The sequence below is a fragment of the Bradyrhizobium sp. 159 genome, assembly GCF_023073795.1.
Lineage (GTDB): Bacteria > Pseudomonadota > Alphaproteobacteria > Rhizobiales > Xanthobacteraceae > Bradyrhizobium.
The window spans coordinates 122,536-135,501 of the sequence record NZ_JADPKE010000090.1; the positions used below are offsets into that span (position 1 = coordinate 122,536).

Consider the following 12,966-nt stretch of genomic DNA (forward strand, 5'->3'; position numbering starts at 1 on the left):
CGCGCCCCGGAATGACCAGAGGAAAGAGCCGCGCCGTGAATGACGGCCTAGCTCAAAACATCCTTCTGCATCTTGCCGCCGTAGAAATGGAAGAACGGCACCGGTGCATCGTGGCGGAGCGGGCCGGTGGCAAGGCGGGTGTCGAGCTCGTTGAGCACGTTGCGTGTCATCGGATGCAGGTCTGCGAGTGGTTTTGAGCCGAGCTCGACCCAGACCAGCTCGACCAGCTCGGCATCGGCATGGATCACGCCCTCGACGCGATGGGTGATCGCGGAAGCATCCGCGGTAAAGAAGCGGGTGTCGAAGCGCTTGACGCGGCCGGGCGGAGTGATGGCGCGGGCGATCAGGAACAGGCCGGAGGGATCGGGCAGCAGGCCGGCATCCGCGAATGGCTTCCAGGGGCCCTCGAGCTTCGGCGCCTTGCCTTCAGCCTTGCGGCCGAGGCAGAGACCGGTCTCCTCGCAGGCTTCGCGAATCGCGGCAATGGCGAGCGATTTGGCGCGCGAGGGAGGAGTCTTCGGGCTGCCCTTGGCGAGATTGGCTTCGAGCTCCGCGGTGATGGGGGCGGCGCAGGGCACGCGATAATCGGCCTTGTCGACACGGCCGCCGGGGAAAACGAACTTTCCGGGCATGAACACCACCTTGTCGTGGCGCTTGCCGACCAGCACTTTGGGAATAGGCCCGCTGCGATCGACCAGGATCAGTGTCGCTGCATCCCTCGGACGAAAATAGGGATGGTGGTCGGCTTCCTTCTCCTCGTGAACTTTAGCCTTCTCCTCTGCCGGCGAAATATCCGTCATGTCCTCACCCAAACCGCTCTTGTTTGTTTTGCTTACACAGGCGGAATACCATCGGGAGGGTTCTCGTCAAACCCGTGCATGCGCAGAGCCCATTGCAAGCCGACCACAGCTCCCTTGACGGGCTGCAACAGCGCGAGCGAGGCGAGGAAGGTAAAAGGCAGATAGGCCACGAAACTGAGCCACACCGGCGTCGTGTAGTTGGTCTCGATCCAGAGGATGGCCGGTACCACGATGTGGCCGACGATGACGATCACGAGATAGGCGGGCAGATCGTCGGCGCGATGCGGGGTGAAATCGAGGTCACATTTGGCGCAATTGTCCGCCGTCTTCAGAAAGGCGCGGAACAGCTTTCCCTCGCCGCAGCGCGGGCAGCGGCCGCGAAAGCCATGCTTCATCGCAGCCCACACGTCGCGCCTCTCGACAAGGCCGGTCTCGCGCGTCCAGATCTTCGGCGCCGTGCTCATCGTCACCATGCCTTGCCCTTCTGTCCCTTGCTTTTGCTCTTGCTTTTCCCCTTGGCCTTCTTGCCCTTGCCGGATGTCTTCTGTTTCTCCGGCCTGCGCTTCTTCTCGGGACTGCGTCCCGGATGCGGCGTCGACGATTTGCGCTGCGGGCGGAACGGCCTGCGTTCGCGGGAGCCGGTCTCACCGGCCGATGACAGCAGCTCGAAGCGCAGCGCTCCTGCGATGGGAGCCGCTTCGATCAGACGAACGTCGACGACGTCACCGAGCTGATACATGGTGCCGCTGCGCGTGCCGACCAGCGCGTGGCGGCTCTCGTCATAGTTGAAATATTCCGTGCCGAGGGATCGGATCCGGATCAATCCGTCGGCGCCGGTCTCGGCGAGCTTGACGAACAGGCCGGCGCGGGTGACGCCGGAGACGCGGCCCTGAAAACTCGCGCCGATGCGGTCGGCGAGATGGTGCGCGATCAGGCGATCGACGGTCTCGCGCTCCGCCTTCATCGCGCGCCGTTCGGTGAGCGAGATATGGGCGGCGACTTCACCGAGAGATTCGGGCGTCGCGCTGTCGGGCAGGGCGCCTTCGCCGAGGCCGAGCGCGCGGACCAGCGCGCGATGCACGACGAGATCGGCATAGCGGCGGATCGGCGAGGTGAAGTGCGCATAGCGGCGCAGGTTTAGGCCGAAATGACCGTAGTTTTCCGAAGAGTATTCCGCCTGGGCCTGCGCGCGCAGCACGACCTCGCTCACCAGCGGGTAATAATCGTGGCCTTCGAGCTGGGCCAGCACGCGGTTGAACAGCGTCGGGCGCAGCGCACCTGATTTCGTGAAGGGGACGTCCAGTGTCTCCAGGAACTCGCTGAGGGCGTGGACCTTCTCCAGCGTCGGCTCGTCGTGCACCCGGTAGATCAGCGGCAGCGATCTCTTCTCCAGCATCTCGGCCGCGGCGACGTTGGCGAGGATCATGAACTCCTCGATCAGCTTGTGCGCATCGAGACGCTCCGGCACGACGACGCGGTCGACCGTTCCGTCGCTCTTCAAGAGGATCTTGCGCTCGGGCAGGTCGAGATTGAGCGGATCGCGCTCGTCGCGCGCGCGCTTGACGCAGGCGTAAGCCGCGTAGAGCGGCTTCAGGATCGGATCGAGCAGCGGGCCCGTGGTATCATCGGGCCGACCGTCGATCGCAGCCTGTGCCTGCGCATAATGCAGCTTCGCCGCCGAGCGCATCAGGATGCGGTGGAAGCTGTGCGAGCGCTTGCGGCCGTCGGGTCCGATCACCATGCGCACCGCCAGTGCGCCGCGCGGCTCACCCGGCACCAGCGAGCAGAGATTGTTGGAGATGCGCTCGGGCAGCATCGGCACGACGCGGTCGGGGAAATAGACCGAGTTGCCGCGATCGAGCGCGTCGCGGTCGAGCGCGGTGCCCGGCCGGACATAGAAGCTCACGTCTGCGATGGCCACGTTGACGATGAAGCCACCCTTGTTGTTGGGATCGTCGTCGGGCTGCGCGTGGACCGCGTCGTCGTGATCCTTCGCATCCGGCGGATCGATGGTGACGAGCGGCACGTCGCGCCAATCCTCGCGCCCTTTCAGGTTCGCAGGCTCCGCCGCCTCCGCCTCGCGCTCGGCCGCGGGCGAGAATTGCAAGGGGATGTCGTGGGCGTAGATCGCGATCAGGCTGATCGCCTTCTCCGACTTCACCGAGCCGAGCCTCTCCTTGACGCGACCGGAGGCCAGGCCAAAGCCGCGCGAGCGGACGATGTCGACGCTGACGAGGTCACCGTCTTGCGCGCCTTGTGTATCGGTCTTCGCGATGTTCAGCTCGCGGTCGGCGAACTTCTTGTCGACGGGAACGAGTCGTCCGCCGCCTTCGGAAAGACTGCGGAAGACGCCGAGGATGCGGCTCTTGGCCTTGTCGATGACCTTGATGATGCGGCCGCGATAGGCGGGACCTGCGTCCTCGTCCGAGCGCTCGACGCGCAGCAATGCGCGGTCGCCGACACCGGCGGCCGTGCCAGGCTTGGGCCGGCGCGGCATCTCGATCAGGATTTTTGGCGGCTCGCCGCTTTCGACCTCGTCCCATTCGGCGGGGGAGGCGATCAACTCGCCGTCGGAGTCGCGGCCGGTGATATCGGCGAGCAGCGTCGGCGGCAGCGTGTCGGGCTCGGAGACCTTGTGGCGCTTCTTCTTGATGATGCCGTCGTCGCCGAGCTCGCGCAGCATGCGCCTGAGCTCGGCGCGATCGGCGTTCTTCAGGCCGAACTCGCGCGCAATTTCGCGGGTCCCGACCTCTCCGTGGTTTGCCTTGATGAAGGCGACGATGGCTGCCCTGTCGGGAAAGCCATGGTCATTCTTGCGTTTCACTTAACCTCTAATTCTTGCCGGCACTCTTCTTGGCCGGGGCCTTGGTGGCGGCCGCCTTGGTCGGCGACGTCTTGGCAGTCGACGAGACGGCGGCGCGCGCCTTGCTGGTGGATTCGGTTTTCGATTTGGCCGGGGCTTTCTTCGCCGCCGGTTTCTTCGGCTTCGGCGCGGCGTCCTCGCCGTCCGCAGCCTTCTCAGTAGTCTTCTTGGCCTTGGCAGGCTTTGCCGCCTTCTTCGCCTTGGTCTTGCTGCCGCCCTTGGCCGCGCGTTCGTCGATCAGCGCGATCGCCTGCGGCAGCGTGATGGCATCCTTTTCGAACTCGGCCGGGATCGTCGCGTTGACACCGCCTGCGGTGACATAGGGGCCATAGCGGCCGCTCTTCACGGTGACGGTGCCGAGCGTCGGATGGTCGCCGATCGTCTTGCCGGGATCGGCGCCGAAGCGGCGGCTCGGGCCCTTCGCCGCCTTCTCGGCGATCAGCGTCACCGCGCGGTTGAGGCCGATGTCGAATACTTCGTCGCCGGCTTCGAGACTCGCATAGGTCTTGTCGTGCTTCACGAACGGCCCGAAGCGGCCGAGGCCGGCGGTGATCGGCTGCCCCGTCTCTGGGTGCTTGCCGATCTCGCGCGGCAGCGACAGCAGTTTCAGCGCAAGCTCGAGGTCGACATCGCTGGGCGAGGTGCCCTTCGGAATGCCCGCGCGCTTCGGCTTCTCGCCTTCCGCATAATCCTTCTGCTCGCCGAGCTGGATGTAGGGGCCGAAGCGGCCGGCCTTGACCCAGACATCGAAGCCGGTGTCGGGATCCTGGCCGAGCGAGCGGTCGGCGCTAGCTTCCCCATCGGCGGCGAGCTGGCGGGTGTAGCGGCATTCCGGATAGTTCGAGCAGCCGACGAAGGCGCCGAACTTGCCGGCCTTGAGGTTGAGCCGGCCGGTGCCGCAATTCGGGCATTGCCTGACGTCGCCGCCATCGGCGCGCGGCGGGTAGATGTGCGGGCCGAGCATCTCGTCGAGCACGTCCAGCACCTGCGCGACGCGCAGGTCCTTGATCTCGTCGACGGCGCCGATGAAGTCGCGCCAGAAATCCTTCAGCACCTCCTGCCAGGAGATCTCGTTGTTGGAGATGCGGTCGAGCTGCTCTTCGAGGCCGGCGGTGAAATCGTATTCGACATAGCGGCTGAAGAAGCTTTCGAGGAACGCGATCACGACGCGGCCCTTGTCCTCGCCGTGCAGGCGCTTCTTCTCCAGCTTGACGTAGCCGCGGTCCTTCAGAACCTGGAGGATCGAGGCATAGGTCGAGGGACGGCCGATGCCGAGCTCTTCCATGCGCTTGACGAGGGATGCCTCCGAGAAGCGCGGCGGCGGCTCGGTGAAATGTTGGGTGACGGCGAGCGACTGCCGCTTCAGGGCTTCGCCGGCGCTCATGCCGGGCAGGCGGCGGGAATCCTCGTCCTCCTCGTCGTCGCGCCCTTCCTGGTAGAGCGCGAGGAAGCCGTCGAACTTGATGACTTGACCGGTGGCGCGCAGCTCCAGCGTACGGCCGCCGGCCTTCGCGGTGATGTCGACCGTGGTGCGCTCGAGCTCGGCCGCTTCCATCTGGCTTGCGATGGTGCGCTTCCAGATCAGCTCGTAGAGTTTCGCCTGGTCGGAATCGAGCTTGCGGCTCATGCTGTCGGGCCGGCGCGACAGATCCGTCGGGCGGATCGCCTCGTGCGCTTCCTGGGCGTTCTTGGCCTTGGCCTGGTACTGGCGGGGAGCGTCCGGCACATAGGCGTTGCCGTAATCCTCGCCGATCACCTTACGCGCCTGGGTGATCGCTTCAGGTGCGATCTGCACGCCGTCGGTACGCATATAAGTAATGAGTCCGGTGGTCTCCCCGCCGATGTCGATGCCTTCATAGAGCCGCTGGGCGATGCGCATCGTGTGCGCCGGCGCAAAGCCGTATTTGCGGCTGGCTTCCTGCTGCAGCGTCGAGGTGGTGAAGGGCGCCTGCGGATTGCGCCGCGCGGGCTTAGCATCGACCGCGGTCACAGCGTAGGCGGCCGCTTCCAGCGCCTTCTTGAAGTCGTCGGCTTCCGCGCCGGTGCCGATGTCGAGGCGCTGGATCTTCTTGCCGTCGGCGCCGACCAGACGGGCCTCGAAGGCATCGCCGCGCGGGGTCAGCAGGGTCGCGACCAGCGACCAATATTCGCGCGCGACGAACTTCTCGATCTCGAGCTCGCGATCGCAAACGAGGCGCAGCGCCACCGACTGCACGCGGCCGGCCGAGCGCGCGCCCGGCAGCTTGCGCCACAGCACGGGGGAGAGGGTGAAGCCGACCAGATAGTCGAGCGCGCGGCGCGCCATATAGGCGTCGACCAGGGCGCCGTCGATCTGGCGCGGATGCTTCATCGCGTCGGTGACAGCCTGCTTGGTGATGGCGTTGAACACCACGCGCTCGATCTTCTGGTCCTTCAGCGCGCGCTTTTCCTTCAGCACTTCCAGCACGTGCCAGGAGATGGCCTCGCCCTCACGATCGGGGTCGGTGGCGAGAATCAGGCGGTCAGCGCCCTTCAGCGATCTCGCGATATCGTTCAGCCGCCCGGCGGCCTTGGGGTCGACCTCCCAGATCATCTTGAAATTGGCGTCAGGATCGACGGAACCGTTCTTGGCGGGAAGGTCGCGGACATGGCCGAACGAAGCCAGGACCTCGTAGGACGAGCCCAGATATTTGTTGATCGTCTTGGCTTTCGCCGGCGACTCCACAATAACGATATTCATGTAGTTCCAGTAACTTACGGGAAAATCTTGGGCCGAAAACCAAAGGATTCGGGTCGGCCGTTTCGACCCGAACATGGGTGGTGAGGCCGTCCCTGTCAAATCGGGGCGTGTTGAAGGCCGCCGCGGTAGGAAAAGTTTCATATCGAAAAAGTTGCAAAATACCATCTTGGAGTTGCGATCGATGTCGGCGTAAGGTTTCTGCGGGGCATGGATTCGGGGTGGGGTCTGGTGGCTAAGCCAGCAAGGAAACGGGCGCGCGCCGGATCAGGCGCGCCGGGAGGCTCGCGCAACGAGGAACCGGGGGAAGGCGGGGCGGATGAGGCGGTCGCATTCATCGCGGAGCAGACGGCCGCCCTGCGCAAGCTCGCCGAGCGCCACAAGCTGCACATGTTGCATTATTTATTGGGCATGACCCAGCTCGAGGCCGACGAGCATCTGAGATTGCGGACCAAGCGCAAGCTATCGTGAGATTCTAAAGTCGTCTCGGCGAAGCTGGGACGCATAGGACGTGAACTATCGAGAGTGCGCACCATCCGCACCGGCGGAGGATCGCTGCCTGTCTTCGCCAAACTGCTCCCGGTGGTTATGGGTCGCGTCGCCGGGACGACGTTGAGGAGAGATCGTGCGCGACGGCTATCCCGCCGCCCTTCGCCGCGGCGCCGGCCGCGGTTTCAGCGTGGTATCGGCCGGCGAGAGCAGGCGGCCGTCCTCGGCGCGCAATTCGAGTTTCTTCACCGGGCGGCCTTTGGCGCGATCGACCAGAATGGTCGCGATCTCGTCGGGGTGGTCGTCGAACTCCTCGCTCCATTGCCGTAGCGCGACCAGCACCGGGAAGGTGCCGCGGCCCTTCGGCGTCAGCACATATTCCTGGTAGGCGCTGCCGTCGGAAGCGGGGGCGGTCGCCAGAATGCCGTGCTCGACCAGTGACCGCAGGCGCGCGGCCAGAATGTTCTTGGCCATGCCGAGCTTGCTCTGGAATTCGCCGAAGCGCCGCACGCCGAACAGTGCCTCGCGGATGATCAGCAGCGACCACCAGTCGCCAAGCGCCTCCAACGACCGTGCGATCGGGCAGGAATCGCCGTCGAAGCTCGTTCGTCTCACCATTGTCTCTCGTCCTGTCGCGTTCGCCCGCGTGCCGCGCCGATCACGCGCTTGTGTGGTTGCATCATAAAACCATTTGTCTTAGATGACAACTTAGTTTCATAATGCAACTACTGGAGGCGAGCGTGAGATTGAAGAACAAGACGGCCCTGATTACCGGCGGCAACAGCGGCATTGGCCTTGCGACTGCAAAGCTGTTCGTGGCCGAGGGCGCCAAGGTGGTGATCACCGGCCGCAACAAGGGGACGCTGGAGGCCGCTGCGAAAGAGCTCGGGCCGAACGCGCTTGCGCTGGTTGCCGACGCCACCGACATCGCCGCGACGGAGGCCGCGATCAAGAAGGGCGCGGACAGGTTCGGCAAGTTCGACATCGCCTTCGCCAATGCCGGCATCGCCGGCGGCACGCCGCTCGGCTCAGCCACGCTTGAGGTCTTCGAGACCGTGATCCGCACGAACCTCACCGGCGTGTTCTTCACCGTTCAATCCGCGCTGCCCTACCTCAACGACAATGCCTCGATCATCCTCAACGGCTCGGTGATCTCCGTGCTCGGCATTCCCGGCTACTCGGCTTACGGTGCCGCGAAGGCCGGCGTTCGCGCGATGGCGCGGACCATGGCCTCGGAACTGTCGCCGCGCGGCATCCGCGTCAACGTGGTCGCGCCGGGCGCGATCCGCACACCGATCTGGGGACCTGCGGTGGCGACGCCCGAGGCTGAGAAGGCATTCGAGAGGCGCATCGCGCTGTCGACGCCGCTGGGGCGCATGGGCGAAACGGATCACGTTGCGAAGACCGTGCTGTTCCTCGCTTCCGATGATTCCGCGCATGTGCAGGGCCAGGAGATCTTCGTGGACGGCGGCGCGGTCGCATCTCCGAGCGGCGCGCCGATCTATCGGGGCTGATTGCTCAAGCGAACTCGATTCCCTCTGGCGCAACTCGGCTGTTGCGCCGGACGGTTCAGCGGCCGCGAGCCCTAGAGCAGCGACACCAATCCGCCGCCGTGCCGTTCGAGCCGGCCCGCGAGCTCGAGCTCCAACAGCACGGTGCGCACGATTGCGGGCGAGGCGCCGGACATCCGCACGAGATCGTCGATCGAGATCGGGGCAGGCCCGAGCAGGGCGGTGATCTGGTCGCGGTCGTGGCCTTGCGGATCGCGATCGAACGGCTCGCTGTCGGGCTCGCCTGCGGGATGCATCAGCGGCCGCTCCATGATCGGCTGCACCGCGTTGATGATGTCGGCGGCCTCGGTGACGAGGGTTGCGCCCTGCTTGATCAGATCGTTGGTGCCGGCGGCGCGCGGATCGAGCGGCGAGCCGGGCACGGCGAATACCTCACGGCCCTGTTCGGCCGCCATGCGCGCGGTGATCAGCGAGCCCGAGCGGTGCGCCGCTTCCACCACGACCACGCCGAGCGAGGCACCGGAGATCAGTCGGTTGCGGCGGGGAAAGTCGCGGGCGCGCGGCTCGTGGCCGAGCGGCATTTCGGAGATTGCCGCGCCCTCATGGTCGAGGATCGCTGCGAGCAAATCGGCATGTTCGGGCGGATAGATGCAATCATGCCCGCCGGCGAGCACGGCGATCGTGCCGCCTTCGACGCTCGTGCGATGCGCGGCCTGGTCGACGCCGCGGGCGAGACCCGAGATGACGACAAAACCGGCTTCGCCGAGCTCGCGCGCAAGCTGGCCGGCAAACTTCAGCCCGGCGCCGGAAGCATTGCGCGAGCCGACGATCGCGATCATCGGCCGCATCAAGCTTTTCGTGTCGCCGCGCACGGCGAGCAAAGGCGGTGCATCGTCGAGCGTTGCGACGCGCCGGATAGCCGTCTTCACCGGGCGCGAGCCAGGCGATGCCGAACTTGCGGCTTGCGGCGAGCTCGGCCTTGGCTTCGTCGGCGCTACAGATGCGCCCCGACCGTGCCGCGCCGCCGCGGCGCGCCAGATCCGGCAGCCGCTCCAGCGCGGCGCGCGCGGTGCCGAAATGGTCGACCAGCGAACGGAAGGTGCGCGGCCCGACATTGTCGGAGCGGATCAGCCGCAGGCGGTCGATCCGCTCAGATTCGGTCAGCTCCACGCTTGGATTGATGGCGTCCACGGCGTCTCCTTGCAGGCACAGCATGGAACAACCTGAGGGCGTTGCGCAACAGTGACGTGCGCTTGCGCGACCGCGCCCCGATGCTAAAAGCGATGCCAATAAGAAGGATTTTGCCATGATCTCACTCGCCGACCTCCAGCGCCGCATCGAAGCGGGGGAGCTGTCGCCCGATTCCGCGATCGCGCAATCGCATTCGGCGATCGAGGCCAAGGAGAAGGACGTCCGCGCCTTCGTTCGCCACGACAAGGCTGCGAAGGCGCAAAGCGCCGGTCCGCTGCGCGGCATCGCGGTCGGGATCAAGGACATCATCGATACCGCCGATTTCCCGACCGAGATGGGCTCGGAGATCTATCGCGGGTGGCAGCCGCGCTCGGATGCGCCCGTCGTGATGATGCTGAAGCGGGCCGGGGCCACCATCATCGGCAAAACCACGACCACGGCGTTCGCCTCGCGCGATCCCACCCCGACGCGCAATCCGCATAATCTCGGCCATTCGCCGGGCGGCTCATCCTCCGGTTCGGCGGCAGCCGTCGGCGCCGGCATGATCCCGCTGGCGCTGGGCACCCAGACCGGTGGCTCGGTGATCCGTCCCGCCGCCTATTGCGGGACCGCTGCGATCAAGCCGTCGTTCCGCATGCTGCCGACGGTCGGTGTGAAGTGCTACTCGTGGGCACTGGATACCGTCGGCCTGTTCGGCGCGCGCGTGGAAGATCTCGCGCGCGGGCTGTTGGCGATGACGGGGCGCGGCGAATTCTCCGGCATTGCCGCCGCGACGTCGCCGCGCATCGGCGTGGTCAGGCAGGAATTCGCCGGCGCAGTGGAGCCGGCGGCCGAAGAGGGGCTGCAAGCCGCGATCAAGACGGCGACGCGCGCCGGCGCCAGCGTCCAGACCATCGATCTGCCCGAAGCGGTGCAGGAGGCCTGGCGCATCCATCCGATCATTCAGGATTTCGAGGCGCATCGCGCGCTGGCCTGGGAGTTTTCCGAACGCCACGACGAGATCGCGCCGATGCTGCGTGCCAGTCTCGATGCGACGGTTGGCCTGACGCCGAAGGACTATGACGAAGCGCGGCGGATCAGCCGCCGCGGCCGCCGTGAACTCGGCGAGCTGTTCGAAGGCGTCGACGTGCTCCTGACCTATTCCGCGCCGGGCACCGCGCCCGCCAAGGAGCTCGCGACCACGGGCGATCCCCGTTACAACAGGCTCTGGACCCTGATGGGCAATCCTTGCGTCAATGTGCCGGTGCTGAAGGTCGGCGGCCTGCCGATCGGCGTGCAGGTGATCGCGCGTTTCGGCAACGATCCGCGCGCACTTGCGGCGGCCTGGTTCCTGGAGGAGGCGCTGGCGAAATCAGGCTAGCGCAGGTTCGGGGGCAGCAATGCGATGGCCGGATGCAGCCGGCGCTGCGCTGTTATCTGCACCTTGCTTCAGCCAGCGCTCGGCGGCCTCGCGGCCGCTCCGGTGCAGCAGGCGAATGAAGCCGCGGCCGAGATCGGTGGATGAGCGCTGCGCCAGCCCGTCAACGGAATCTTCTGCCGCGATCCTGGTGAGCCGCAGCGACGGCGCGGCTTGCGACTGCGCCCATTCGATCGCGGCGATCTCGGCATTGAGGGCGGCGTTGGCCGCGATCTGGTCGAGCCGGCGGTCGATCGCGGCGAGTGTGATCGGTACGTAGCTGTCGCGCGCCGGCGTGACCTGGACGAGCAGCACATCGGCGGTCGTCGCGTCCTGCGCCAGGCGCAGCAGCGGCGGGTTGCCGCCAAGGCCGCCGTCCCAATAGGCTTCGCCGTCGATCTCGACGGCGCAGTGGACGAGCGGCGGGCAGGTCGAGGCCAGCGCGACGTCGGTGGTGATTGCCTCGTTGCGGAAGATCTGCTGCTGGCCGTCGCGGATCCGCGTCGCTGCGATCAGAAGCTTCGGGCAGTTCGGATGGCGCAGAGCGGCGAAATCGATGTCGCGCGACAGCGCCTGCCGCAGCGGATCGAGATCGAACGGATCAAAGTGACCGGAGCGCAGCGTCGGCCCGAACGCGACCGAGCTTCCCGCCGGCGAGAAGCCGCCGACCAGCATCAGTGCGCGGAACGAAGCTTCGTGCATCAGCCGGAGCCAGAACCGATTCAGCCGGGCGCGGGCGCCTTCGCGGCCACCTTCGGCAAAGCCGGAGCCGAGCAGCAGCGCGTTAATGGCGCCGGCGCTGGCGCCGCTGATGGTATCGATCGCGATGTCAGGCTCTTCCAGCAGCCGCTCGAGCACGCCCCAGGTGAAGGCCGCAAAAGTGCCGCCGCCCTGCAGCGCCAGCGAGAGTTTTCGCGGCGGCCATTGGGCGGAATGTGCACGCGCGGTGACGACCGGTAGAGTCTTCCTCACCACGATATCGAGTGGAGCGTCGGCTTTCGCGAGGGGCTCAGGCTGCGGCGCCTGCGATGAAATGGGCGCAGGCGTGTCGACAGGCGGCGAGGGCGCATCGGACCAGATATTGGTCATCGAAAGCAGTCGGCTCGCTGCGGTGCCGGAAGCACCCCGCGAACCAACCCCGTCATGCGCGCCGACAATCTTCTCGCTCATTCTGAGCAACCGCCATCATTTCCACTGTCGGGATGACAGGCTGTCAGGATGACAGGCTCGGGACCCGCTTGCCAATACAACCGTGATTCGGCCGCAAGTTGCGAACAGGATTTTGGCATATAATGCAGAAGGGCCGTTTCGGTATCCGTAGATGCCCGGCTTTGGATTCTTGTTCTGACGCGTTTTCTTGACGCGAACCGGCATCCACTTCGGCTCTAGGCCTTCTCGCCGATCCGGCTTTCCTTGCCCGCTTGCAAGCGCTTGATGTTCTCGCGGTGCGCGTAGAACAGCAGCAGCGTCAGCACTGCTGACAAAGCAGACAATGCCAGGTGCCCGAACCACCACAGGAACATCGGCGTGATGAACGCCGCCACCAGCGCCGACAGCGAGGAATAGCGGGTGGTGAAGGCGGTCGCCAGCCAGAGCAGGCAGAACACGACGGCGCCAGGCCAGAACAGGCCGAGCAGGATGCCGATGTAGACGGCCACGCCCTTGCCGCCTTTGAACTTGAGCCAGACCGGGAAGAGATGGCCGAGGAACGCGCCGAGCCCGGCCACCATGGCGGCATTGGGACCTGCGAGGTAGCCGGCGATCACCACGGCCACGGTGCCCTTGAGCGCGTCGAACAGCAGGGTGCCCGCGGCAAGGCTCTTGCGTCCCGTGCGCAGCACATTGGTGGCGCCGATGCTGCCTGAGCCGATCGAGCGGATATCCTGCGTGCCCGCGAGCTTGGTGAGAATCAGCCCGAACGGGATTGAGCCGAGGAGATAGCCGATGACGAAGGCCACCGGCAGGAATGCTTCAAGCCCCATGGCGGCATCTCCAAAGAC

General features: G+C 65.9%; 10 protein-coding genes and 1 pseudogene. 3 read left to right on the plus strand and 8 right to left on the minus strand.

Going from position 1 to position 12,966, the window contains the following annotated elements; genetic code table 11:
• Window positions 1-47 precede the first annotated feature (47 nt).
• From IVA96_RS28420 to topA, 4 genes are read right to left on the minus strand one after another with little or no spacing between them, the layout of a single operon-like run.
• Window positions 48-800 carry an NUDIX hydrolase gene (locus tag IVA96_RS28420; protein ID WP_247277008.1) on the minus strand — a complete coding sequence of 251 codons (753 nt, stop codon included), beginning with the start codon at window positions 798-800 and terminating at the stop codon, window positions 48-50.
• A 32-nt stretch (window positions 801-832) separates the two neighbouring features.
• Complete coding sequence (locus IVA96_RS28425; protein ID WP_247277009.1) at window positions 833-1,273, minus strand: DUF983 domain-containing protein; 441 nt, start codon at window positions 1,271-1,273, stop codon at window positions 833-835.
• Window positions 1,267-3,624 (minus strand): ribonuclease R, encoded by a 2,358-nt coding sequence (rnr, locus tag IVA96_RS28430; protein ID WP_247277010.1) that lies wholly within the window; start codon window positions 3,622-3,624, stop codon window positions 1,267-1,269. Before rnr ends, IVA96_RS28425 begins: the two co-directional genes overlap by 7 nt.
• A 7-nt stretch (window positions 3,625-3,631) precedes the next feature.
• Window positions 3,632-6,382: a type I DNA topoisomerase gene (gene topA / locus IVA96_RS28435; RefSeq protein WP_247277011.1), complete on the minus strand. Its 2,751-nt coding sequence runs from the start codon at window positions 6,380-6,382 to the stop codon at window positions 3,632-3,634.
• A 228-nt stretch (window positions 6,383-6,610) separates the two neighbouring features.
• Between topA and IVA96_RS28440 the strand changes: the two genes are divergently transcribed.
• Complete coding sequence (locus IVA96_RS28440; protein ID WP_247277012.1) at window positions 6,611-6,850, plus strand: hypothetical protein; 240 nt, start codon at window positions 6,611-6,613, stop codon at window positions 6,848-6,850.
• A gap of 165 nt (window positions 6,851-7,015) precedes the next feature.
• Here IVA96_RS28440 and IVA96_RS28445 read toward each other — a convergent pair whose 3' ends face one another.
• On the minus strand, window positions 7,016-7,486 hold the full coding sequence (locus IVA96_RS28445; RefSeq protein WP_247277013.1) for a helix-turn-helix domain-containing protein: 471 nt from the start codon (window positions 7,484-7,486) through the stop codon (window positions 7,016-7,018).
• Window positions 7,487-7,608: 122 nt separating this feature from the next.
• Here IVA96_RS28445 and IVA96_RS28450 point away from each other — a divergent pair, with 122 nt between their 5' ends.
• Window positions 7,609-8,382, plus strand: a complete 774-nt coding sequence (locus IVA96_RS28450; RefSeq protein ID WP_247277014.1) for an SDR family oxidoreductase — start codon at window positions 7,609-7,611, stop codon at window positions 8,380-8,382.
• Window positions 8,383-8,453: 71 nt separating this feature from the next.
• Here the strand turns inward: IVA96_RS28450 and dprA are convergent.
• A pseudogene (gene dprA / locus IVA96_RS28455) lies at window positions 8,454-9,594 on the minus strand (DNA-processing protein DprA).
• 91 nt (window positions 9,595-9,685) lie between these two features.
• Between dprA and IVA96_RS28460 the strand changes: the two are divergent.
• Window positions 9,686-10,930, plus strand: a complete 1,245-nt coding sequence (locus tag IVA96_RS28460; protein ID WP_247277016.1) for an amidase — start codon at window positions 9,686-9,688, stop codon at window positions 10,928-10,930.
• On the opposite strand, the gene IVA96_RS28465 is transcribed toward IVA96_RS28460, so the two are convergent.
• The gene (locus tag IVA96_RS28465) at window positions 10,922-12,136 is read right to left on the minus strand and encodes a patatin-like phospholipase family protein (RefSeq protein WP_247277017.1); all 1,215 of its coding nucleotides are present in this window, start codon (window positions 12,134-12,136) and stop codon (window positions 10,922-10,924) included. The genes IVA96_RS28460 and IVA96_RS28465 overlap by 9 nt on opposite strands.
• Window positions 12,137-12,351: 215 nt before the next feature.
• Complete coding sequence (gene plsY / locus IVA96_RS28470) at window positions 12,352-12,948, minus strand: glycerol-3-phosphate 1-O-acyltransferase PlsY (RefSeq protein ID WP_247277018.1); 597 nt, start codon at window positions 12,946-12,948, stop codon at window positions 12,352-12,354.
• Between the last annotated feature and the right edge of the window lie 18 nt (window positions 12,949-12,966).